Source organism: Cutibacterium sp. LaCa_286 (assembly GCF_057198075.1).
In genome coordinates this window covers 861393-883508 of the sequence record NZ_CP191091.1, presented here as the reverse complement: position 1 = coordinate 883508, position 22116 = coordinate 861393, and the positions used below count along the sequence as shown (strand labels likewise).

Sequence of the window (22116 nt, the reverse complement as noted above, 5' to 3'; positions counted from 1 at the left end):
CCAATGGTGCAGCTGGTGCAGTGTCACCATGTGCCGTTGATCTGCCGCCTATTGCCCGAGTCGTCGCAAGGCTGCGAGTGTTGTCGACAGATCCGTCGTCATCCAGAACTGTGGCATCGACTTGCGCAGATATCCCGCGTATCGAGCCGTGGAAAGTCGGGGATCCAGAACTGCCACGACTCCCCGGTCGTCGGATCGACGAATGAGTCGTCCCGCTCCCTGAGCCAGCAGCAGCGCAGCTCGCCGCACGGAAATCGCCATGAATCCGTTCCCGCCTGCCTCCTCGACAGCTTGACTACGCGCCAGCACCAACGGATCATCCGGACGCGGGAAGGGAATCTTGTCGATGACCACCAGGCGGCACGTGTCGCCGGGCACATCGACCCCCTGCCACAGTGACATCGTTCCAAACAGGCAGGTCTGCGGTTCAGCAGTGAATCGGCGAGTCAATTCGGCGAGATGTCCCTCCCCCTGCCGCAGGATCGTCAGATCGTGCAAGTGCTCGCGAACGTACTGTGCGGCTGCCTCGGCATTGCGCTGCGATGCGAAGAGCCCAAGAGTCCGCCCTCCTGCTGCCTGGACGAGCTGCACCAGGGCATCCAGCACCTCATGGGGCATCTGATCGCGCCCGGGTCTGGGCAGGGAACGTCCCACGAACATGATCCCCTGCCGTGCATAGTCGAATGGCGAACCCACGTCCAGGCCCCGCCACCCCAACTGGGTCTCCATGACCTCCGGTGCCTCGTCGGCAATGTACTCCTGCGAGCTGAGTCCCACATCACGCGCCGCCGGTCCCAGCTCACCACCGATCTTCAAGGTCGCCGATGTGAGAATCGTCGTCGCAGTCGTCAGGACGTGCTGTCTCAGCAGGCCGGACACACTCAACGGTGCCACGTGGACGCTGCGTTCACCGCGTTCGGACTCCGACACCCACACGACATCCTCGGTTCGCAGGGCACAGACACGGTCCGTGATCTCGAAGATCTCCCGCATGGCGGCATGGGCCTGCACCCGATCCGGATCGGATTTCTCGTCCTCGTCCTGCGGATTCATCACCGACAGCGCCTGACGAGTCAGTCCTCGCAACGTCGTCGTGGCGATGAGCAACTGGGACTGTGGATCGGTGATACGTCCTGGCCGAGTGACCTCCAACGCTTCGTGCAACACATCGACCTGGTCAAGCAGATCAGCACCGAGATCATCGTCAAGCCAAGTGAGGCCTTGCCTTGCGACCGTCGAGAGGCGTCCCGGCCACAGATCGACCGAGGCAGCACCGGTGAACCGGTCAGCGACCTCATGCGCCTCGTCAATGACCACCACGTCATGCTCGGGCAGCAGGGTGCCACCATTCATGGCATCAATGGCGAGCATCGCGTGATTCGTGACGACGATGTCGGCATCACGGGCCCGTTCCCGGGCACGTTCAGCCAGACACTGTGGCCCGAACGGGCAGTTCTGCGCTCCCAGGCACTCGTTGGCACGCATCGAGACCTGATCCCACGCCTGCTGACTGTGGGCGGGCGCGTCGTCCCGATCGCCCACCCCGTTCTCTGCTGCCTGCTGCTCGGCCCACTGACGCAGGGCAATGACCTCGGCACCGAGTTCACTGGCCTGATCGGTGCCCTTGCCGTCCGATCTGGCCGCAAACGAGTCGGCGTCGTCGAGCAGCATGTCCTGATCCGGACGAGAAGAACCACCACGCACCTTGTGCAGACATGCATGGTTGTGTCGGCCCTTGAGGATTGCGGCTCGCGGTCGACGTGGCAGGACCTTCTCGGCTGCGGTGAGAGCGGCCGGGATGTCCTTGCCCGCCAACTGGGCCTGCAGCGCCAGGGTTGCCGTCGCCACCACCACGGCCTCATCGTCCAACACGGCATGGGCCATGGCCGGGGCAAGGTACCCCAACGACTTTCCAGTACCGGTACCGGCCTGCACGAGCAGGTGGATCTCCTCGTCAATCGCCCGATCTACGGCTTGGGCCATCTCCACCTGGCCAGAGCGCGGCGTTCCGCCGATGGCGTCAACCGCCACCGACAGTATGCGGGCGGACTCCTCGTGAGCAGACATTACCGGACCCCCACCGCACGAACCTCGGCTGCCAGCCCAGGATGCAGATCAGCAATGACGTGGGTCCCCTGCACACCGTGCTCCAACTCATGGATCGTGCCATGTTTGTGGATTCGATCGACGAGGTCCCCGCGGGAGTACGGGATGACGACGTCCACTCGCTCCTGGGGTGTGGGCAGGGCCTGCTCGACCTGGGAGATGAGCTCGGCAATTCCCTCTCCGGTACGAGTGCTGATGAACCGAGCACGCGGATGGCTGGCTCGCAGCCCAGCCAGGGTCACCTCATCGATGAGATCGATCTTGTTGAAGACGAGGATCTCCGAGACCTGGGAGATCTCGGAGGACTGTGGTCTGTCCTGCAGCGATCGCAGCACATCACGTACCGCAACGATCTGTCCGGAAGGATCGGGATCGGACGCATCGACGACGTGGACGAGGACGTCTGCTCCAGCGGTCTCCTCCAAGGTCGACTTGAACGCCTCGACGAGGTCGTGGGGAAGATGCCGCACGAAACCCACCGTGTCGGTGAGGGTGTAGACCCGACCGTCCTGGGTGGTGGTGCGCCGCGTCGTCGGGTCCAAGGTGGCGAACAGGGCGTCCTCGACAAGGACACCGACTCCGGTGAGCCGATTGAGCAGGGACGACTTTCCAGCATTGGTGTAGCCCACGATGGCCACCGACGGAATGCGATCACGCTCGCGACGAGCTCGAGTGGTGGCTCGTGTGGAATCCATCTGCCGGAGACGTCGCCGCAGCACCGTGATCCGATGGCCGATCCGACGTCGATCGGTCTCGATACGCGTCTCACCCGGACCACGACCGCCGATACCGGCGCCGCCGGCAGCTCGACCACCAGCCTGACGGGAGAGACTCTGCCCCCAACCACGCAGCCGCTGTTTCAGATACGTGAGTTGGGCAAGTTCCACCTGGGTCTTGCCCTCGGTGCTGCGAGCATGTTGGGCGAAGATGTCGAGGATGAGGGCCGTGCGATCCACGACCTTGACCCCCACTCTGTCCTCGAGGTTGCGCAGCTGGGCTGCGGTGAGTTCGCCGTCACAGATGACGGTGTCGGCACCGGTGGCACGGACCAGGTCTGCCAATTCGCGTACCTTGCCACTGCCCAGGTAGGTGGCGGGATCGGGAACGTCCCGACGTTGGACGATCCCTTCCAGCACCTGTGATCCGGCGGTCTCGGCCAGCGCCTTGAGCTCGAGCATGGCGTTCTCGGCATCCTGAACGGTGCCGGTGGTCCACACCGACACCAGGACGACACGTTCCAGACGCAGCTGTCGGTACTCGACCTCGCTGATGTCGGACAGATCGGTCGACATGCCGGGAACTCGGGTGAGCGAGAGCCGTGCCTCAAGATCGAACTGGTCACCGTCCGGGTCCCGCTGGTCGTCTGGGGCAGCCACGTCACCGAAGGGGAAATCCGGTGACTCGTGCTGAGTGGTCATCGGCTCACCGCTTCATCGGGAATGTGCACCTCTCCCTGGGCCACCAGCACGGCAGGGCCCGTGAGACTCGCCAGCACCTCGCCGTTCTGCGATTGCGCAAGTTCGACGGTGATGCGCCCGCCGGGCACGTCGACGCGCCACGGACCGAGATCTCCAGTACGGCGGGCCATGACAGCGGCCACGGCGACAGTTCCCGTCCCGCAGGACAGCGTCTCCCCTACGCCACGCTCGAAGACTCGCATCTGCACATGCGTGCGTCCCACCTGGCGGACGAACTCGACGTTGACCCCCTCAGGAAAGGCCTCGGCAGGTGACCACACCGGCGCTGAGCTGAGGTCCATCCCAGTCACCGATTCGTGGCCGTCGAGGACCACGACGGCATGGGGGTTGCCGACATCTGCCGGACGGGCTGGGCAGGAATGCCCGGTGGTGGAGATGCTCACCAGTTCATCGCCCACCTGCACCGGTCCCAGCTCGGCGTGTACCGTGCCGTCATCGAACAGCCGCACCCGTTTGACCCCGGACCGGGTCGCCACCTCGGCCTCGTCGCCGTCGATGAGTCCCTCGGTGCGCAGGAATCGTGCGAAGACCCGTAGCCCGTTACCGCACATCTGCGCCACCGAGCCGTCTGCGTTGTAGTAGTCCATGAACCACAGATCGGGGTCACCATCCCACTGGGGGACGTCGCCCGCAGGCAGGGCACGCAACAGCCCGTCCCCACCGATACCGAATCGACGGTCGCACAGCCAGCGAATCTCACGAGCACTGGGTGAGGCCGCCGACCGGTCATCGGGAAGTATGACGAAATCGTTGCCAGTTCCGTGCCCCTTGATGAATCGTGTCGTCACCATGAAGTCATCGTCTCCTCAAGATGGGTCAGCACGTCACCCACGGCATGGGGTGACAATGCATCGACCCAGAAGATGCGGTCGTCCTTGCGATACCACATGAGTTGTTTGCGGGCGAATCTACGCGTGCGCACAATCGTCTGCTCGAAAGCCTCGTCCTCGTTGATCTCACCGGCGAGGAATTGCAGGATCTGACGGTACCCCAACGCACGACTGGCGGTACGCCCGCACGGAAGATCAGGGAGTGCGCGCACCTCGTCAACGAACCCATCGCGCCACATCTGCTCCACACGCAGGGCGATGCGTCGGTCCATGTCCTCTCGTGGCAGGGTCAAACCGATCTGGATGACGGGGGCCACCTGCGCGTCGTAACGACCAGTGGGCATGGTGGCGGTGAAGGAACCAGTGAGTTCGACGACCTCCAGGGCCCGGACGAGGCGACGCCCATTGCCGGGAAGAATGGCCTTGGCAGCCTGGGGGTCGAGGCGACCCAGCCGATCGTGAAGAGCATGTGGACCGGCCTCGACGAGTTCTGACTCAAGACGCGCCCGCACAGCAGGATCGGTGGGGGGAATGGTCATCTCGTCCAGGATCGCCCGTGAATACAGCGCGGAGCCCCCGACGAGGATCGGTACGACGCCTCGACCACGAAGGTCGACAAAGGTCTGTCTGGCACGTGACTGCATGAGCGCAACGGATGAGCTCTGGGTCACGTCGAGAATGTCGACGAGATGGTGCGGTACGGTGGCCCGATCATCATGGCTGGGCTTGGCCGTGCCGATGTCCATCCCGCGATAGACCACCATCGAGTCACCATTGACGATCTCGGCGGGGTGGTCGTGCTGAGCAAGGGCCAGAGCGAGTTGGATGGCCAGAGCAGACTTTCCACTGGCCGTTGGCCCCACCAAGGCGATGACGGGAAGTGGCACTGGCAATTCCTCTGCACGGGTCGAGACGGGTACTTGGATTCGGTCCTCAGACAAATTTAGCGCCAACTGGTTGTGCACACCATGACCACCTGCAAGGCTGGACACGTCAGCCCCAATCGGGGTAACCAACAGAAGGGAGTCACGGTATGGGACTGCTTGACAAGGCCAAGGATGCCATCAACGATCACAAGGACGACCTCAAGGACGCTGCCCACGACCATGAGGATCAGGTCAACGACGCCATCGACAAGGGTGGCGACGCCATCAACGACAAGACCGGTGGCAAGGCCTCCGATCAGATCGACAAGGGCGAGGACTTCCTCAAGGACAAGGCCAAGGACCTCTGAGGTTCATGAGACTTCACACCATCCCCGTCACTGGGTGACGACAGGCTCCGAATGGGGGCCATGGGAGGTTGACACGGTGGTGACGAGCGAAACTCGTCACCACCGTTGTTTTTCACCAGTTCCGCCGTGTCCGTTCAAAACACACCGGACTCATGGTCATCGCGGCTCCCGCGTCACCGATTTTCATGACCGGGGAATCCTCGGCATGCCCAGGTCCACACCTGTGGGGGCACCATCCTGGCCGGCCTCCTGACGTGCCTGCCAGGCATCACCGCCAGGAGTGCGACGCAGGTCCAGCAATCCGTGGTCGGCGGTGAGGTGATGCGGATGCGCACCGGTGATGACGACATGTGCAAGGTCACCGGGACGGGGTACCTCGTCATGGGGCCCCAGACCGACGTGCACGAGCCGATTGTCGCGGCTACGACCCGTCATGCGATGGGTCTGGTTGTCCTTGCGCCCCTCCCCCTCAGCGAACATCACCTCGACGGTCCTGCCCTGCTGGGCTTGGTTCTCCTGCCAGGACATGTCGTCCACCAGGGCGACGAGCCGTTCGTAGCGTTCCTGGACGACCTCCTTGGGCACCTGATCGGTCATGACACCAGCCGGCGTGTTGGGGCGGATCGAGTATTGAAAGGTGTAGGCCGCCGAGAACCGTGACTGCTCGACGATGCGCATCGTCTCCTCGAACTCCTCGTCGGTCTCGCCGGGGAAGCCCACGATGATGTCCGTGGTGATGGCGGCCTCGGGGATTGCGGCACGCACTCGATCGAGAATACCGAGGAATTTCGAGGAGCGGTACGAGCGGCGCATGCGACGCAGCACCGCGTCCGACCCGGACTGCAGCGGCATGTGCAGGCTTGGCATGACGTTGGGGGTCTCGGCCATCGCCTCGATGACGTCGTCGGTGAAGGCCGCCGGATGGGGAGAGGTGAATCGCACCCGCTCCAACCCGTCGATCTCACCGCAGGCCCGCAACAACTTGGCGAATGCTCCCCGATCCCCGAACTGAACCCCGTAGGAGTTGACGTTCTGCCCGAGCAGGGTGATCTCCTGCACACCTTCGTCGACCAGGGTCTGGATCTCGGCCAGAATCTCGCCGGGGCGTCGATCGGCCTCCTTGCCACGCAGCTGCGGCACGATGCAGAAGGTGCAGGTGTTGTTGCACCCCACGGAGATGGACACCCAGGCCGAGTAGGCACTGTCCCGATGCGTCGGTAGGTTGGAGGGAAACGTCACGAGAGCGTCCTCGATCTCGATCGCGGCCTCATGGTTGGCACGGGCCCGCAACAGCAGTGCCGGCAGGGAGCCGACGTTGTGGGTGCCGAAGACGACGTCCACCCACGGGGCCCTGGTCAGGACGGTGTCCTTGTCCTTCTGAGCCATGCATCCGCCGACGGCCAGCTGCATGGCGGGGTGCTTGGCCTTGACGGCAGCCATGTGACCGAGCGTTCCGTAGAGTCGGTTGTCGGCGTTCTCCCGGACGGCACAGGTGTTGAAGACGACGACGTCGGCCGGGTCCAAGGTGTCCTGTCTGGGGTCGCGAACATAGCCGGCGTCCTCCAACAGACCGGCTATCCGTTCGGAATCGTGGACATTCATCTGGCACCCGTAGGTGACCACCCGATAGGTCGGCGCAGCTTCACGTGTCATGGCGGCCCAACTCTACGACTCAGGTGAACCCATGTCACAATTGCAGACGCTAGGGTTGGTCCATGACCAGCAGTGATGCGCAGAATCACCCGATGCCGCCCACCGGCGAGCAGTATGAGATCTCGGGCGGAGGCTACTGCGCGGTCGTCACCGAGCAGGGGGCGACCCTGCGTGCTCTGAGCCATGACGGTGTCGATCTCATCGTCCCCACCGCAGTCGACGCAGTTCCCACGGATGCACGCGGTCAGCAGCTGTTGCCCTGGCCCAACCGGGTGCGCGACGGGCGCTACGTCTTCGATGGTCAGCCCCAGCAGCTGGCCATCAATGAGGTGGAGCGTGGCAACGCCATCCACGGGCTGGCGAGGTGGGCCATGTGGCGCCTCGTCGAGCTGGGGCAGGACACGGTACGTCAGCGGCTGGTCATCGCTCCCCAGGACGGTTGGCCTGGAATGCTGGAGGCACTTCTCACCCATCATCTTGACGCCGGGGGCATGACGGTGCATCTGGCAGCACGCAACGTGGGCACCACTGCTGTGCCGTTCGGCTACGCCGCACACCCCTACCTCGTCATGACCGGCTCGATCGATCAGTGGCAGGTGAGCTCCCCGTTCCGCACGTGTGCCGTGGTCAACGAGCGTCTGCTCCCGGTGGAAGTTGCCACGGTGCAGGGCCCGACGGATCTGAGCGACACCACTCTTGGCGAGCGACATCTGGACACTGCCTTCACCGGAGGCCCTGGTGGATCCTGGCAGATACAGCTGAGATGCGGGGCCGAGCGTCGCGTTCTGTGGGCGGACGAACATTTCGGATGGGTACAGATCTACACCCCCGACGACCGCTCGAGCCTTGCCGTCGAGCCCATGACGTGCGGACCGGATGCCTTCAATGAGGGCCCCACCCATGATTCGATGTTGCGCCTGGAGCCTGGATCAGGCGTCGAGATGAGGTGGGGAATCCACCTCTGAGGGGAATCCACCCCCTGGCGTCCCTACGAACCTGTGATTCGGGACGCAGCAGTCGCCGGAGCAGGTACCGCCGGGGCCATGGCCCGACATGTGTCACCGGGCCCGAGGGGCCAAGCAGCACACATGCGCTTCGACTGCTTCGCCCCGCCGGCGTGGGATGACCCGGTGTGACACATGAGGGAAATCCCGCTTGTTCCCATCTGACAACAGCATGGTCACTGAGAGGCAGGCATCTCAGTCGCGCGGCCCGGATTGGCCGATGACCTCCACGGCACGAGTCTCCCGAATGACGATGACCCGTACCTGGCCCGGTACGACAACTCGATCCGCCACCTCGGCGACGATGGAGCGGGCCAGCTCTCGAGCTGCCAGATCGTCGATCTCCTCGGGATCGACCATGACACGCAGTTCTCGCCCCGCCTGGACGGCGACTGCCCGCTGTACCCCGCTGTGGGATTGCGCAAGGGTCTCCATCTCCTCCAGCCGGCTGACATGGGACTCCAGGGAATCGCGTCTGGCACCGGGGCGTGAGGCGGAGATGGCATCGGCGGCCTGGGTGATGAGATCGGTGACGGATTCCACGGGTATCTCGTCGTGGTGGGCCGCGATGGCGTGGACGACCTCGTCACTCTCCCCATACCGACGCGCCAGTTCAGCGCCCACGGCCGCATGAGGTCCCTCGATACCGGGAGTGAGGGCCTTGCCGATGTCGTGCAGAAATGCCGCTCGGGTACACGCCTCGGCATCCGCCCCGATCTCGGCGGCAAGTTGGGCAGCCAGACGCCCACACTCGACACTGTGGGACAACACGTCCTGGCCGTAGGAGGTCCGGAACTTCAGCGACCCGACGATGGGGCGCAACGGATCGGGGAACTGGGTGATGCGGAGTTGGCCGAGAGCATCGTCGGCTGCCGACAGACACATGTTCTCGATCTGCTCCACGGCTCGTCGATGTGCCTGCTCGATACGTCCGGGATGGATCCGGCCATCGGCGACGAGACGCTCCAGCGTGGTCTTGGCGACTTCACGACGCATGGGGTCGAAACAGCTCACCAGGACGATGCCGGGGGTGTCGTCGACAATGATCGTGGCACCAGTCGTCTGCTCGATGGCGCGGATGTTGCGGCCCTCACGACCGATGATCCTGCCCTTCATGGCATCGGACGGCAGGTCGACGACGGCCACCACGGAATCAGCAGTCACCTCACCGGCATATCGCTCGATGGCCGTGGCGATGACGTCCCGGGCCTTGGCCTCGGCATTCATTCTGGCCTGGGCCACGACGGATCGGGTCAGCTGTTCGGCCTCCAGGACGGCCTCCTCCCGCGCCCGAGTCATGATCTCCTCGCGAGCCTGTTCCGCAGTGAGAGCACCGATGTGCACAAGCTCGTCGTCAGCTTTCTTCAGCTCGACCTCCGCCTGCTCGATCTTCTCGTCGAGCAGCGCCATTCGATCCGCATGTGCAGTGTCGAGGGACTGTCGGTGCCCCTCGATATCGGCCTCGAGATCGCAACGGCGTTGGGCCATCTGCCGTTCCAACCTGGTGCGATCCCGTTCCAGTTCGTCACGACCGGCTTCGACGACCGATCCGGCCTTGCGTCGCGAGAGAAATCCACCGACGATGGTGGCGGTCAGCGCAACGGCCAGAACGATCGAGACGACCGGCCAAGGATTCCATGACACGAGGGTACCGATCTGAGCGATCATTTCGTCCCCTTCGTCAGCAGATGATGCACGCAACGCACCATCGTTCTTTGATAATTGTAGGGTTCAACCTTGCCACAATCGATCGCACAACGGCTCACTGGGGTATGAGCACCTCACCACTCATCGTCGCCCAGTTCCTCCTTGACCTGGCGTACCGCCTGCCAGGTGATGTCTGGACCGTAACCCTTGCGCGCCAGTGCAGCGGCAACCCTGCGAGTGAGTCTGGGCTCGGGCACCGAGGCGCCTGTTCGAAACTTCTTCCGGGCAAGTTCCACGGCTGCCCGGGCCTCGTCATCATCGGAGATGTGGTTGACGGCCTCATCGATGACGTCCGGGGCCACGCCCTTGCGGGACAGCTCCATGGCCACAGCTCGCCGGGACAGTCCACGCGCGCCATGGCGTGACTCCACCCATTGCATGGCGAAGTTGCCATCGTCGATCAGACCAAGTTCCTCGAACCGATCCAGAACCTGGTGCTGGACCTGCTCAGGCACCCCGTTGCGGGACATGGCGATGCCAAGTTCACCGCGTGTGTGCGCCCGTGAGTCAAGTTTGGTGAGCACGACCTCTCGTCCTCGCTCATACCATTCATCGTCACTGAGCTCGTCAGGGTCGGGGATCCTCGCTCTTCTCCGAGACCCCCTCCCCCGTCGTGATGAGGAACCGACCGTAGCGGCACCTGTTTCCGGGCGCGTGTGCTCACCCCTGGTCACGGTCAGGATTCCGCCTCGTCAGACTTCACCTCGCCAGTGTGGGGATCGACTCCCTCGGGCACCTCCTCCTCGTCGAGTCCAAGCTTCGTCCTGATCCGTGCCTCCAGGGAATCAGTGACGTCAGGGTTGGCCCGCAGGAAGGTTCGCACGTTCTCCTTGCCCTGCCCCAGCTGCTCCCCGTCACAGCTGAACCACGACCCGGACTTGGTGATGATGCCGGTGTCCACACCGAGATCAATGATGCTGCCCTCCCGGGAGATTCCCCTGCCGTAGAGGATGTCGAACTCGGCCTGCTTGAACGGCGGAGCCACCTTGTTCTTGACGACCTTGACCCGGGTACGGTTGCCCACCATGTCCCCACCGTCCTTGAGCGTCTCGATGCGTCGCACGTCAAGACGAACCGAGGAGTAGAACTTCAGGGCCCGACCACCAGTGGTGGTTTCCGGGGAGCCGAACATGACGCCGATCTTCTCACGCAACTGGTTGATGAAGATTGCCGTGGTACCAGCGGCATTGAGAGCTCCGGCCATCTTTCGCAGCGCCTGACTCATCAACCTGGCCTGCAGACCCACGTGGGAGTCGCCCATCTCACCCTCGATCTCCGCCTTGGGAGTGAGAGCAGCCACCGAGTCGACGACGATCAGTTCCAAGGCCCCCGACCGCACCAGGGTGTCGGCAATTTCCAGGGCCTGCTCACCGTTGTCGGGCTGACTGACCAGCAGCGCATCGGTGTCAACACCCAACTTTTCCGCGTACTCGGGATCCAGTGCATGCTCGGCGTCGATGAAAGCGCAGATGCCCCCCTCGGCCTGGGCATTGGCGATTGCGTGCAGGGCAACCGTGGTCTTACCGCTGGACTCCGGTCCGTAGATCTCGACGATCCGGCCACGTGGGAGTCCACCAACGCCCAGAGCGATGTCGAGCGCGACCGATCCAGTGGGGATCGCCGCAATCTTGACTGCTTCGCGTTCCCCCAGTCGCATGACCGAACCCTTGCCATGCTGCTTCTCAATCTGACTGAGAGCAGCCTTGAGCGCCTTTTCCCGATCCGCCGCAGCTACCATCCTTGACACCTTTCATCAGGGCAGGTCGGACCTGCCATCGTCAACCGGATCATCCGGCAGTCACTCAAACCGTAGGCGCTGGCAGTGACAATCCGGCAGAGGCGAAAGACATCTGTGGATCATCGACGCCGCGCAGCGTGGCCCTGTGGACAACAGGATAACGAACATGTGTTCGATTTTCAACCAAGGGAGTCCCCCGGTCAACGCAGCGAGTCGGGCAGTTCCAGCAAGGTCCAACACGCACGCCAGATAGTCTTCGGTGACTCGCCCTGTTCCAGGGCCTCGAGGACGGTGCGCGAACCCAGTTCGGGAATGGCCTGGGAGCCAGCCCAACTGCGCACATATCCATCACCAAGCACCTCGGTCAAGCGTCGCCACAGCTCAGATTCACGCACGAGGCCAGAGTATGGCACCTGGGGAGCACGTAGAATGGATACCCGTGGTGGTTCGCTCACAGCCGCGAGGACCGTGGAGCATCCAATCGGGAACCCACCACATCGTCGAGCACGCGTCGCCCCCGAAGCACGATGGTTGACGCCAGGCATCGCTCCACTGCAAGGAGGCACCATGGTCAGGACGAGCGAATCCGCCACGTCCAGCAGACGCAGCGAACGCATGGTCACTCTCCTGGCAATTCTCAGGGAGCATGGTGAGGTTCAACTTCGAGACATTGCGACAACATTGGGGACCAGCGTTGCGACCATCCGGCGTGATGTCGCAGTCCTGGCGGAACAGGGCCTCCTGATACGCACCCACGGTGGGGCTCGCAGCACTGGACCAGATGGGGAGCTGCCCGTCAACCTTCGCGATGGCCGTCACCACCAGGCCAAGCAGGCCATCGCTAGAACCGCCGTGGCCGAGTTGCCGCGCGGACGTCACGCCATCGCGCTCACCGGAGGTACGACCACCGCCGAAGTGGTGCGGGCCCTGCACCACCGTCACGATCTCACCATCGTCACGAACTCGGTGAGCATCGCCCTGGAGGCTGCTCGTCACGGTCAACAGCGGGTGCTCATCACCGGCGGTGTCCTGCGCAGCTCCTCGTTGGAACTGGTCGGCCTCCTGGCGGAGAACACGTTCAAGCTCGCCAACATCGGTACGGCCATCGTCGGGTGCGATGGCCTGAGCGTTGCAGGCGGGTTGACCACCCATGACCCCATCGAGGCGGCCACGAACCACACCATGATCCGGCAGGCGCCCCGCGTGATTGCCGTCGTCGACGGCTCAAAGATCGGCCAGGTGACACTCGCCAAAATGGCCGAGACCAAGGACATTGACGTCCTCATCACGGACGACACGGCAGACGCCCGCGAGATCTCGCGCATACGCAGTCTCGGAGTCACCGTGCGCATCGTCACCGATCCCGACTGCCCACCGGACCCCAAGGCCAAGACATCGTGAATCAGGCTGCCAGGGCAGCCTTGCGGGAGCTACCGTCCTCGAGCTCACGGAACTTGGCAGAGACCAGCAGCATGAGATCGGACTGATTGAGGTCCAAGGCGTGGCAGATCGAGGAGATGAGTTCGCTGGACGCCTCCTTCTGCCCTCGCTCGACCTCGGAGAGATATCCCAGGGACACGCGGGCATCAGAGGAGACTTCGCGCAGGGTACGACACTGCGCGAAACGCTGCTCCCGGAGTGCCTCGCCCAGAAGTTCACGTAACAGACCTGGTTTCATGCTGATCCTCCTTGTTCGTTCACGAGGTACAACACGCAGCAGGATCAGTTCATTCCCGAAAATCAAGGAATGTCTTTGATCTTTTCTCGTATTACGTGACATGTGAATTCGAGGAGAGCGGAAACAGTGCCAAGACGAACTGCCTCACGCTCCCCGGAAAGACTGAGCTGACGGGTGAACACCTGGGCATCGTGGGCCACGGCTATGTGCACCGTCCCGGGACGCTGCCCGTCCTGCCGGTCGGGTCCGGCAACACCAGTACAGGCCAGCCCGAGATCGGCCTGACAGGCCTGCGCGCACCCAGTGGCCATTTGACGAGCAGTCATGGCGTTGATGACGCCGTGCTCGTCGATCCAGTCGGCGTCCACCCCTGCCAGAACGGTCTTGAGATCGCTCGCATAGGTGATGAGACCACCACGGAAAATGGCTGAAGAACCGGGTACCGAGGTGATCGTCGCCCCGACCAGTCCACCGGTGAGGGATTCACAGGTGGCCGCGGTGAGCTCGGCATCGGCGAGCAGGTGCACGAGACGGTGAGCCGATGCATGGGACTGCTCGAGCATGGTGTTGCTCCTCATGATTCATTCCCCTCAATCCGATTGATTCCAAACCCGGCCATTGCACGAATACGTCCCGGAGGAATCATTGCCGTTGACGCACGGCATCACGTCGGATTCGCCAGGCATCACGCAGATAGAACAGACCGGTGAGAATCGTCAGGACGAAGGCCACGATCATGACGCTCCAGGCGATGACGACAACCCAGGTGGGCACGCGCCACAGACCAAGACAGAACATGATGATGGCGAGGGCCTGGGTGGCCGTCTTGAGTTTGCCGCCCCGGTTGGCAGCCATCACCTGGTACTTGAGCATGAACACCCGCATGAGGGTGATCCCCCACTCCCGCAACAGGATGAGAATCGTCATCCACCACGGCAGTTCACCGAGGATCGACAACCCGATGAATGCCATACCGGTGAGGGCCTTGTCGGCCACCGAGTCCCAGATCTTGCCGAAATTGGTGACGAGGCCGTACTTGCGCGCGACCTTCCCATCGACGAAATCGGTGAGGATGGCGACGATGAAGACGATCGTCGATGCGCTGCGCCAACTGCCCTCGTGGGCATGGGCAAGCAACATCCATCCGAAAACCGGCACCAGAACGATCCTGAGGACCGTCAGCGCGTTCGGGACGTTGATGTTGCTGGGTCTGGTCTCGTCGTCACTCATCGGTATCCTCGCATGGTTACAGTATGTCGTTTCTGGCAGCGCCTCGGGCCGCGGACGGCACGGACGACCACCGGAAATGACGTGCGAATCAGGCCAGCTCCCCGGTGAGGTCGATCCCCTCGCAACCAGTGATCGTGACGTCCACCAGATCTCCGACGTGCAGCCCCATCGCATCGGGGAGGCACACCGTTCCATCCACCTCGGGGCCCTGGTGCGGGGCTCGGCCCGTCGCCGTCTGTGCGTCGACGTCCTCGATGAGCACCCGAGTGCGCTCCCCGATCCGCTCCTCGGCACGCTGGGCCATGAGTTCGTCGACGAGATCGGCCAGTGCGGAACGACGTTCCTCGATGACCTCGTCGGGAACATGTCCGTCGAGGGTGGCAGCCTCGGTGTCCTCCTCATCGGAGTAGGCGAAGACTCCAGCAACGTCCAGCCGGGCCTGGGCGAGGAAGTCGTGCAGGACAGCGACGTCCTCGTCGGTCTCACCGGGGAAACCGACGATGAAGTTGGATCGGAACCCCGCCTCGGGGCAGCGTCGGCGAATGTCGTCGATGATCCCCAGGAACGACTCGGCGTCACCGAACCGACGCATCCGCCGCAGCAAGGAGCCAGAGGCGTGCTGGAAGGACAGGTCGAAGTACGGGACGACCTTTGGGGTGGTGAGCATGACGTCGACGAGGCTGGGGCGCAACTCGGCCGGCTGCAGGTACGACACACGCACCCAGTCCAATCCGGCTACCCGGTCCAGGTCGACCAGGAGTTTTTCGAGCATGCGCAGATCCCCGAGGTCCTTGCCGAACGAGCTGGAGTTCTCCGAGACGAGGAACACCTCACGCACACCGTGGTCGACGAGCCAACGGGCCTCCTCGACGATTTCCTGCCGAGGCCGGGAGAGGTACGATCCGCGAAACCGCGGGATCGCGCAGAAGGCACACCGGCGATCACAGCCCGAGGCCATCTTGAGTGGGGCGTATGGGCCAGAACCCAAGCGGCGTCGTCGTGCTCGTGGTCCGGAGGCCGGTGCCAGTCCAGCGGGAAGATCGGGGGCGTTCTCAGCGGGATTGAGAGTCGCCGCGGGCGAACCTGACGATGCCTGACCTTCCTCGGTTCGAGCAGGGGCGGCTGCGCGGTCACTCGAGGCGGTGTGCTGATCCGCAGCAGGAGCAGTGTGGTGGCCTGGTGCTGCGACCTCGTCGGCTGCGGCCTGACGTGCCACTGGCGAGAGCGGTAGCAGGGTGCGACGATCCCGGGGGACGTGGGCCTCGATGGATCCGCCGGACAGAATCGTCTGGAGTCGACCAGCGATGTCGTCGTAGTCGTCGAAACCGAGCACTGCGTCCGCCTCGGGCAGGGCCTGGGCGAGTTCTCGTCCATACCGTTCAGCCATGCATCCCACGGCGACGACGGCCTTGGTCGAGCCAGTCTCCTTGAGGTCTGCTGCAGCCAGCAGGGTGTCCACCGAGTCCTTCTTGGCCTGTTCGATGAACCCACAGGTGTTGACGACGACCGTCTCAGCCTGCTCGGGATCGTCCACCAGACGAAATCCCCCGGTCTCCAGTCGGGCCGCCAATTCCTCGGAATCGACGTCGTTGCGCGCGCACCCCATCGAGACGAGGTGGACGGTCATGAGTTTGTCGGTGCCGGACACGAGACTCCATTCACGGTCGATGCTGATCTCCGATGTTACGTCCTCACGGGTCTGCGAAGCATCCCGGCCGAGTCATGCAGGCCGACCTGGTGTGACGAACGACGCCCACATTTTCGTCACACATCGAGCAATTTGACACACGTCCATTTTTGTCACATCTCGAGCTCTGGTACGTATGTGGTACGAGCGTCCCGGCCCCGCCACACGCGACGAGCCCCCTGCCACACGGAATGAGCCCAACGTGACACACAGTCATCTGCACAGCCACACCTCGGCACACCATCAGTCCCATGCCGTACCACATCCGAGCGATCCCGATCCGGCTGGCTCCCGACCACTTGGGCCAGGACAGATCGCGCTGATCGTCGTCCTCGTCATCGTCGGTGCCCTCACCGCCCTGGGCTTGGTACGACTGTGGCCACACGGCAACATCCACGACCACGTGGCTGCTGGCCAGGGAGCCACCTATGCCGACGGTGTCACCGTGCACGAGGCCACGGTGCAGAAGGCCACGGCGATCTCGTGTCAGGATGCTGGCCTGGAGACTCCCGCACAGGATCCGTCCAACAAGTGTGGCTCCCTCAGTGTGCGTATCGACACAGATGCCGGCGCAGGCAAGGTCGTCGATCTCACCGTCAACCACGCCGTGTGGGACTCGGGAATCAGCCCCGGGCAAAACGTCGTCGTCTATCACGTGCCAGATCCGTCCGGTGGGGACGGTACCTACCAGTTCCGTGACTTCGACCGGAACCACTCGATGATTGCCTTCGCCCTCATCTTTCTCGTCGTCGTCATCGCCGTGGCCAGGTGGCGAGGGGTACGTGCCGTCGTCGCCCTGGGGTTCGCATTGTGGCTCATCTGGACGTTCATGATCCCCGCACTCGTCATGGGTCGTGACCCGCTGCTCATCGGTGTGGTGACCAGCCTGGCGATCATGTTCCTCGTGCTGTACCTCACCCACGGCGTCAACATGCGCACCACGACTGCGCTGGTCGGCACGATTTTCGGCATCCTGGTGTGCGCCGGACTGGGGATGTGGGCAGCGACCTGGTCACATTTCACCGGTGTGAGCGGCGAGGACGACCTTCTGCTGGGAGCGATCGCACCGCAGATGCACATGTCGGTCCTCGTCACCTGCGCCATCGTCGTCGCCGGACTGGGTGTGCTCAACGACGTCACCATCACCCAGGCCTCGGCAGTGTGGGAACTTGCCGACATCTGGGAGGGAGGACTGGACCGGCGACGGTTGTTCACCAGTGCCATGCGTATTGGACGCGATCACATCGCCTCGACGATCTACACGACCGCCTTCGCCGCGGCCGGAGCCGCGCTGCCGGTGCTCGTTCTCATGCACCTGGACAACCAGCCGTTGTGGCAGGTGCTCACCAGTGAGCAGTTCGCCGCGGAGATCATCCGAACGCTCGTCGGGTCGATCGGTCTGGTGCTGGCCGTTCCGTTGACGACGGCGGTGGCGGTGGCCAGTGTGCCAACACGTGCTGACGGGCAACGCACAGTCCCAGCGGAGGACGTCTCGCCGTTCGCACCGCAGGATCGCTGAGCGTGGCCATCGTGGCACTGTCCTGACACGAGATGTGTACGCACCGGGGATTCCGGACTCGAATGGCGAGTTTCATCGCGGGTGATACGGGATGTCTGGGAACGCCTGGCTGAAACACCTAGGCTCGAGACGTGAGCGCATCGCAGACCTTCCGCAAGACCGATTCCCGTCCCGGAGCCATCGACTACGAGGTGGCAGGGTTGACGTGGCTGGCGCAGGCCGGCCCCCAGGCTGCACCGATCGTCCCGGTTCTCGACCACGGCTCGACCTGGCTCACCGAGCCACGCCTGCGGTCGGTGGCCCCGACCGCCGAGGCCGCCGAGGAGTTCGGGCGTGCCCTGGCCCACACCCATGCCGCCGGGGCCGAGTATCTTGGTGCTCCCCCGCCGGGGTCACCGTCCCACCGCTGGATCGGGCAGGCCAACCTCAGCTTTCCCACCGAACCCACTGGTGGCTCGTGGGGTGAGTTCTACGCGACCTACCGCATCGCGCCATATCTGGATGCCCCGGCCTTCGACCACGACGACCGCCGGATCATGGACAAACTGTGCTCCACCCTGGCCAGTGGAGCACTGGACCATGACCAACCTGAGCTGGTGCGACGCGATGGCGTGGCGGCACGCATCCACGGCGACATGTGGAGCGGTAACATCATGTGGACCCCAGACGGCGCCACCCTCATCGATCCGGCGGCCCAGGGCGGGCACGCCGAGGAGGACCTCGCCTCCCTCAACGTCTTCGGAGCACCGTTCACCGAGCGCATCCGCGCCGCCTACGACGAGGAGTCCCCCTTGGCCCCAGGATGGCAGGAGCGCATCGAACTGCACCAGGTGCACATGCTCGTCATGCACTGTGCCGTGTTCGGACGCTCCTACGTGGGCCCGACGGTGTCCATCGCACGCCGCTGGGCGTGAGATCTGGTGGGACTGGTGTGAGACACGGTGGGGTGAGTCACGGCTCACACCACCGATGGATCCGCTGCACATGCCCCACCGACATGTGCTACGGATGACCGGAACTGGCTCAGTGGGCGTCCGACCAGGCCTGCGGATCCGCCGACCAGGTCTTGAGGGCTGCCAGCTGGTCCGGCGTGATGGCCTGGTTCGCCGCCGCGACCTCGATGAGGGTCGGATAGTTCGACAGGGTGAACAGCGGCCAGCCGGTCTGCACAAAGGCCTGGTGGCCGCGTTCCAGCTCGTAGGAGAAGATCGCCAACACACCGACGACGGTGCTGCCAGCCCGCTCCACGGCCTTGGCCGCCTCGATCACCGAGCCACCGGTGGAGATGAGATCCTCGACCATGACGACCGAGGAACCCGGCTCGATCCGACCCTCGATCTGGTTGCCCTTGCCGTGATCCTTGGGGGCCGAACGCACGTAGGCCATCGATGTGCCGAGCCGGTCGGCGGCCAGCGCCGCATGAGCGATACCCGCCGTCGCGGTGCCGGCAACGACGTCGACGTGTGTGAAGTTCTCGGTGACGAGGGTGGCCAGGCCCTCGGCGATGAGCCCGCGGGTGCGGGGGTCGGACAGGGTGATGCGGTTGTCGCAGTAGATCGGCGAGTGCAGTCCCGAGGCCCAGGTGAAGGGCTGGTCCGGGCTCAGGGAGACCGCCTTGATGCTCAGCAAGGCGCTGGCCACGTCACGGGCGAGGTCTGGGTGGGAAATCGTCATGGCTGATCCTTTCCGAAAATCGTGTGAGGGTGGGTTGTCGGGATGATCGCTCAGGCGTCCTGACCACTCTGCCAGGCAGCACGAATGGTGTGGTAGGCAGCCACCGGATCGTCGGCCTTGGTGATTGGACGGCCGACGACGATCGCGGACGATCCCATCGACGCGGCCGTACCGGGGGTGGCCACCCGGGCCTGGTCACCCACGGCGCTGCCCGCCGGGCGGATTCCCGGGGTGACCCGCAGGAAGTCCTCCGCCGTGGCGTCGGCGATGGCTCGGGCCTCCAGGGCGGAGCACACCACACCGGCCAGCCCGGCCTGCCGGGCCAGGTCGGCGTAGTGGCACACCGACTCGATGAGCGGGGCCTCGACGAGCTGCTCGTCGCGCAGGGCCTGCTGCGAGGTCGAGGTGAGCTGGGTGATGGCGATGACGTTGGACGTCGATCCGCCGTCGTGCAGGCCTTCCAGGGCCGCCTCCATCATGGCCCGGCCCCCGGCGGCATGGACGGTGAGCAGGTCTGCCCCCAGCCGGGACAGGCTGCGTGCTGCGCCACGTACCGTGTTGGGGATGTCGTGCAGCTTGAGGTCACAGAAGACGTCGTGGCCGGCGTCCTTGAGCTCGGTGACGATCTGCGGCCCGGCAGCGTAGAACAGCTCCATGCCCACCTTGACGAAGAGTTTCTCCTCGGTGAACTTCGAGACGAAGCCCAGGGCGTGCCCGGCGGATGGAAGGTCAAGGGCGATGATCGGTCTGCTGGTGTCCATGCGTTCTCCTGTGCGGGTGGGCTGTGTGGATGGTGTCTGGGCGAAGGATGACGAGTTGGCGAAACCACTGTGGTGTGGCGGGCGAGACGTGGAGGATCCCGACGAGTCGCGGTGCAGCCGTCAGGTCGTGCGGGATGAACGAACCTCGGCACGCAGGCTCTCGAGGGTGTCGATGCCCAACTCGTCCATCAGGGGTTCCAAACCGTCGATGATCCTCGGGCAGGCCAGCGGATCGGTGAAGTTGGCAGTTCCCACCCCGACCGCGCTGGCTCCGGCCATCATGAGTTCCAGGGCGTCTGCTGCCGTGGTGACCCCGCCCATCCCGATGACCGGCAGGTCCACCGCACGGGTGACGGCGTCGATCATGCGCACTGCAATGGGCAGCACAGCTGGCCCGGACAGCCCTCCGGTGCGATTGGCGATGATCGGACGACGCCGGTGCAGGTCCAACCGCATCCCGGTGAGGGTGTTGATGAGGGTGAGGCCATCGGCCCCGGCGTCGGCCACGGCTCGGGCGATCTCGGTGATGTCGGTGACGTTCGGGGAGAGCTTGACGTAGACCGGCACCGACGACACGGCCATGATCGCCGCCGTCAGGTCGTGGGCGGCCTGCGGTTGGGTTCCGAAGGTGATTCCGCCCTGCGTGACGTTGGGGCAGGAGATGTTGATCTCCAGGGCTGCGACGTTCGGCGCGGTGGAGATGCGCTCGGCAACCGCCACGTAGTCCGATGTCGTCGTGCCGGCGACATTGGCGATGATCGGCAGGCCGGGAGCGTGCTGTTCCAACCACGGCAGTCGTTCGGCCAGGACGACGTCCAGGCCGGGGTTCTGCAGTCCGATGGCGTTGAGCATGCCCGAGGGACTCTCGGCCACTCTTGGCACCGGGTTGCCCAGGCGCGGCTCCAGAGTCGTTGCCTTGACCATGATCGATCCCAACCGGGTGAGGTCGAAGTATCGGGCGTACTCCTGACCGAATCCGAAGCACCCGGAGGCCGGCATGATCGGATTGGTGAGGTCAAGCCCGGGAAGATGTACGTTCAGCCGTTCGTTCACAGGATCACCTTCCCGGCATCGAGGACGGGTCCGTCGTAGCAGATTCGCCACTGGTGGTCAGTGTGCTCGGCGTCCGGAACGACGCAGGCGTAGCAGGCCCCCACCCCGCAGGCCATCCGCTCCTCCAGCGAGAGCTGGGTGGGAAGATCGGCGGCAAAGCTCTGCTGGACGTGGCGCAGCATCGGGATGGGGCCGCATGCATACACTGCGTCGGGAGGAAATTGCCTGGCCTGGTCGGTGCCCTGCAAGTCGGCGACCGTGCCACGGGTGCCGACCGAGCCGTCGTCGGTGGAGACGAGCACCTCACCCAGGTGGGCGAACCGGTCGGTCCAGAAGACGTCTGCCGCATCGCGGAAGCCCAGTCGGAACTGAACCTGCACGCCGCGCTCAGCCAATCGACGACCCAGCAGGTACATCGGCGGTACCCCCACTCCCCCGCCGAACAGCAGCGCCCGGTCCCCGGCCGCGGTGAGGTCGAAACCGTGTCCCAGCGGCCCGGCACAGTCGATCTCGGCGCCGACCGGCAATTCACTGAGTACCGTCGTGCCGGCACCGACGACCCGGAAGATGAGGGTGATGAGCCGGCCGTCGTCGGACACGTCGGCGATGGACAACGGGCGACGCAGCACCATCGAGGTGACGCGAGTGCCGCACAGCACGTTGAGGAACTGGCCAGCGGCAACTGGGGTGGTGGGGTCGTCGCGTCGCACCACGATGGCCCACACCCCAGCCGCGATCTGCTCGCGAGACTCCAGCCTCATGAG

22 protein-coding genes are annotated in these 22116 nt (G+C 64.2%); 5 read left to right on the top strand and 17 right to left on the bottom strand.

Going from position 1 to position 22116, the window contains the following annotated elements; all coding sequences use genetic code 11:
• Positions 1–48: 48 nt before the first annotated feature.
• Genes ACP8JZ_RS03820 through miaA form a run of 4 tightly spaced genes read right to left on the bottom strand, consistent with a single transcriptional unit; the run spans position 49 to position 5241 of the window.
• Positions 49–2067, bottom strand: coding sequence for an ATP-dependent DNA helicase (locus ACP8JZ_RS03820; RefSeq protein WP_484482723.1), 2019 nt, complete (start codon positions 2065–2067; stop codon positions 49–51).
• Positions 2067–3524, bottom strand: coding sequence for a GTPase HflX (gene hflX, locus ACP8JZ_RS03815; RefSeq protein WP_306516994.1), 1458 nt, complete (start codon positions 3522–3524; stop codon positions 2067–2069). The genes ACP8JZ_RS03820 and hflX overlap by 1 nt, the downstream gene beginning before the upstream one ends.
• Entirely contained in the window at positions 3521–4375 is an 855-nt protein-coding gene (gene dapF / locus ACP8JZ_RS03810) for a diaminopimelate epimerase (protein ID WP_306516995.1), read from the bottom strand. The genes hflX and dapF overlap by 4 nt, the downstream gene beginning before the upstream one ends.
• Positions 4369–5241 (bottom strand): tRNA (adenosine(37)-N6)-dimethylallyltransferase MiaA, encoded by an 873-nt coding sequence (miaA, locus tag ACP8JZ_RS03805; protein ID WP_371415861.1) that lies wholly within the window; start codon positions 5239–5241, stop codon positions 4369–4371. Before miaA ends, dapF begins: the two co-directional genes overlap by 7 nt.
• Positions 5242–5447: 206 nt before the next feature.
• Here miaA and ACP8JZ_RS03800 point away from each other — a divergent pair, with 206 nt between their 5' ends.
• A complete protein-coding gene (locus tag ACP8JZ_RS03800; protein ID WP_021103221.1) occupies positions 5448–5648 on the top strand; it encodes an antitoxin in 201 nt (66 codons plus the stop codon).
• A 183-nt stretch (positions 5649–5831) separates the two neighbouring features.
• Here ACP8JZ_RS03800 and miaB read toward each other — a convergent pair whose 3' ends face one another.
• Positions 5832–7301 (bottom strand): tRNA (N6-isopentenyl adenosine(37)-C2)-methylthiotransferase MiaB, encoded by a 1470-nt coding sequence (miaB, locus tag ACP8JZ_RS03795; protein ID WP_306516996.1) that lies wholly within the window; start codon positions 7299–7301, stop codon positions 5832–5834.
• A 62-nt stretch (positions 7302–7363) separates the two neighbouring features.
• Between miaB and ACP8JZ_RS03790 the strand changes: the two genes are divergently transcribed.
• Positions 7364–8266, top strand: coding sequence for an aldose 1-epimerase family protein (locus tag ACP8JZ_RS03790; RefSeq protein WP_323459622.1), 903 nt, complete (start codon positions 7364–7366; stop codon positions 8264–8266).
• A 234-nt stretch (positions 8267–8500) separates the two neighbouring features.
• Here ACP8JZ_RS03790 and rny read toward each other — a convergent pair whose 3' ends face one another.
• The 4 genes from rny to ACP8JZ_RS03770 form a co-directional block, all read right to left on the bottom strand.
• Entirely contained in the window at positions 8501–9973 is a 1473-nt protein-coding gene (gene rny / locus ACP8JZ_RS03785; RefSeq protein ID WP_306516998.1) for a ribonuclease Y, read from the bottom strand.
• 113 nt (positions 9974–10086) lie between these two features.
• The gene (locus ACP8JZ_RS03780; RefSeq protein ID WP_484482722.1) at positions 10087–10536 is read right to left on the bottom strand and encodes a regulatory protein RecX; all 450 of its coding nucleotides are present in this window, start codon (positions 10534–10536) and stop codon (positions 10087–10089) included.
• Between the two features lie 152 nt (positions 10537–10688).
• Entirely contained in the window at positions 10689–11750 is a 1062-nt protein-coding gene (gene recA, locus ACP8JZ_RS03775) for a recombinase RecA (protein WP_021103216.1), read from the bottom strand.
• Positions 11751–11950: 200 nt separating this feature from the next.
• Positions 11951–12145 carry a DUF3046 domain-containing protein gene (locus tag ACP8JZ_RS03770; protein ID WP_036904290.1) on the bottom strand — a complete coding sequence of 65 codons (195 nt, stop codon included), beginning with the start codon at positions 12143–12145 and terminating at the stop codon, positions 11951–11953.
• Between the two features lie 220 nt (positions 12146–12365).
• Here ACP8JZ_RS03770 and ACP8JZ_RS03765 point away from each other — a divergent pair, with 220 nt between their 5' ends.
• A complete protein-coding gene (locus ACP8JZ_RS03765; protein WP_021105504.1) occupies positions 12366–13151 on the top strand; it encodes a DeoR/GlpR family DNA-binding transcription regulator in 786 nt (261 codons plus the stop codon).
• Between the two features lies 1 nt (position 13152).
• On the opposite strand, the gene ACP8JZ_RS03760 is transcribed toward ACP8JZ_RS03765, so the two are convergent.
• The 4 genes from ACP8JZ_RS03760 to rimO form a co-directional block, all read right to left on the bottom strand.
• Positions 13153–13428, bottom strand: a complete 276-nt coding sequence (locus ACP8JZ_RS03760) for a helix-turn-helix domain-containing protein (protein WP_023035451.1) — start codon at positions 13426–13428, stop codon at positions 13153–13155.
• Positions 13429–13490: 62 nt separating this feature from the next.
• Positions 13491–14006: a CinA family protein gene (locus ACP8JZ_RS03755; protein WP_484484265.1), complete on the bottom strand. Its 516-nt coding sequence runs from the start codon at positions 14004–14006 to the stop codon at positions 13491–13493.
• Between the two features lie 64 nt (positions 14007–14070).
• Positions 14071–14658 carry a CDP-diacylglycerol--glycerol-3-phosphate 3-phosphatidyltransferase gene (pgsA, locus tag ACP8JZ_RS03750; RefSeq protein ID WP_484482720.1) on the bottom strand — a complete coding sequence of 196 codons (588 nt, stop codon included), beginning with the start codon at positions 14656–14658 and terminating at the stop codon, positions 14071–14073.
• Between the two features lie 88 nt (positions 14659–14746).
• Positions 14747–16285 carry a 30S ribosomal protein S12 methylthiotransferase RimO gene (gene rimO / locus ACP8JZ_RS03745; RefSeq protein ID WP_484482797.1) on the bottom strand — a complete coding sequence of 513 codons (1539 nt, stop codon included), beginning with the start codon at positions 16283–16285 and terminating at the stop codon, positions 14747–14749.
• A 262-nt stretch (positions 16286–16547) separates the two neighbouring features.
• Here rimO and ACP8JZ_RS03740 point away from each other — a divergent pair, with 262 nt between their 5' ends.
• Positions 16548–17864 carry a YibE/F family protein gene (locus tag ACP8JZ_RS03740; protein ID WP_484482719.1) on the top strand — a complete coding sequence of 439 codons (1317 nt, stop codon included), beginning with the start codon at positions 16548–16550 and terminating at the stop codon, positions 17862–17864.
• A gap of 131 nt (positions 17865–17995) precedes the next feature.
• A complete protein-coding gene (locus tag ACP8JZ_RS03735) occupies positions 17996–18778 on the top strand; it encodes a fructosamine kinase family protein (RefSeq protein ID WP_484482718.1) in 783 nt (260 codons plus the stop codon).
• 109 nt (positions 18779–18887) lie between these two features.
• Here the strand turns inward: ACP8JZ_RS03735 and pyrE are convergent, their stop codons facing one another.
• From pyrE to ACP8JZ_RS03715, 4 genes are all read right to left on the bottom strand, one after another.
• The gene (gene pyrE / locus ACP8JZ_RS03730; protein ID WP_484482717.1) at positions 18888–19538 is read right to left on the bottom strand and encodes an orotate phosphoribosyltransferase; all 651 of its coding nucleotides are present in this window, start codon (positions 19536–19538) and stop codon (positions 18888–18890) included.
• A gap of 50 nt (positions 19539–19588) precedes the next feature.
• Positions 19589–20299, bottom strand: coding sequence for an orotidine-5'-phosphate decarboxylase (gene pyrF, locus ACP8JZ_RS03725; protein WP_484482716.1), 711 nt, complete (start codon positions 20297–20299; stop codon positions 19589–19591).
• Positions 20300–20419: 120 nt separating this feature from the next.
• The gene (locus tag ACP8JZ_RS03720) at positions 20420–21352 is read right to left on the bottom strand and encodes a dihydroorotate dehydrogenase (protein ID WP_484482715.1); all 933 of its coding nucleotides are present in this window, start codon (positions 21350–21352) and stop codon (positions 20420–20422) included.
• Positions 21349–22113: a dihydroorotate dehydrogenase electron transfer subunit gene (locus ACP8JZ_RS03715; RefSeq protein WP_484482714.1), complete on the bottom strand. Its 765-nt coding sequence runs from the start codon at positions 22111–22113 to the stop codon at positions 21349–21351. The genes ACP8JZ_RS03720 and ACP8JZ_RS03715 overlap by 4 nt, the downstream gene beginning before the upstream one ends.
• Positions 22114–22116: the final 3 nt, after the last annotated feature.

Excerpts from the sequence above, each read along its gene's own strand:
- miaB (WP_306516996.1), bottom strand. The coding sequence starts at position 7,301 with ATGACACGTGAAGCTGCGCCGACCTATCGGGTGGTCACCTACGGGTGC.
- ACP8JZ_RS03760 (WP_023035451.1), bottom strand. The coding sequence starts at position 13,428 with ATGAAACCAGGTCTGTTACGTGAACTTCTGGGCGAGGCACTCCGGGAG.
- hflX (WP_306516994.1), bottom strand. The coding sequence starts at position 3,524 with ATGACCACTCAGCACGAGTCACCGGATTTCCCCTTCGGTGACGTGGCT.
- ACP8JZ_RS03755 (WP_484484265.1), bottom strand. The coding sequence starts at position 14,006 with ATGAGGAGCAACACCATGCTCGAGCAGTCCCATGCATCGGCTCACCGT.
- pgsA (WP_484482720.1), bottom strand. The coding sequence starts at position 14,658 with ATGAGTGACGACGAGACCAGACCCAGCAACATCAACGTCCCGAACGCG.
- ACP8JZ_RS03790 (WP_323459622.1), top strand. The coding sequence starts at position 7,364 with ATGACCAGCAGTGATGCGCAGAATCACCCGATGCCGCCCACCGGCGAG.
- recA (WP_021103216.1), bottom strand. The coding sequence starts at position 11,750 with ATGGTAGCTGCGGCGGATCGGGAAAAGGCGCTCAAGGCTGCTCTCAGT.
- dapF (WP_306516995.1), bottom strand. The coding sequence starts at position 4,375 with ATGGTGACGACACGATTCATCAAGGGGCACGGAACTGGCAACGATTTC.
- ACP8JZ_RS03800 (WP_021103221.1), top strand. The coding sequence starts at position 5,448 with ATGGGACTGCTTGACAAGGCCAAGGATGCCATCAACGATCACAAGGAC.
- rny (WP_306516998.1), bottom strand. The coding sequence starts at position 9,973 with ATGATCGCTCAGATCGGTACCCTCGTGTCATGGAATCCTTGGCCGGTC.
- ACP8JZ_RS03715 (WP_484482714.1), bottom strand. The coding sequence starts at position 22,113 with ATGAGGCTGGAGTCTCGCGAGCAGATCGCGGCTGGGGTGTGGGCCATC.
- rimO (WP_484482797.1), bottom strand. The coding sequence starts at position 16,285 with ATGACCGTCCACCTCGTCTCGATGGGGTGCGCGCGCAACGACGTCGAT.
- ACP8JZ_RS03765 (WP_021105504.1), top strand. The coding sequence starts at position 12,366 with ATGGTCACTCTCCTGGCAATTCTCAGGGAGCATGGTGAGGTTCAACTT.
- pyrF (WP_484482716.1), bottom strand. The coding sequence starts at position 20,299 with ATGGACACCAGCAGACCGATCATCGCCCTTGACCTTCCATCCGCCGGG.
- ACP8JZ_RS03820 (WP_484482723.1), bottom strand. The coding sequence starts at position 2,067 with ATGTCTGCTCACGAGGAGTCCGCCCGCATACTGTCGGTGGCGGTTGAC.
- pyrE (WP_484482717.1), bottom strand. The coding sequence starts at position 19,538 with ATGACGATTTCCCACCCAGACCTCGCCCGTGACGTGGCCAGCGCCTTG.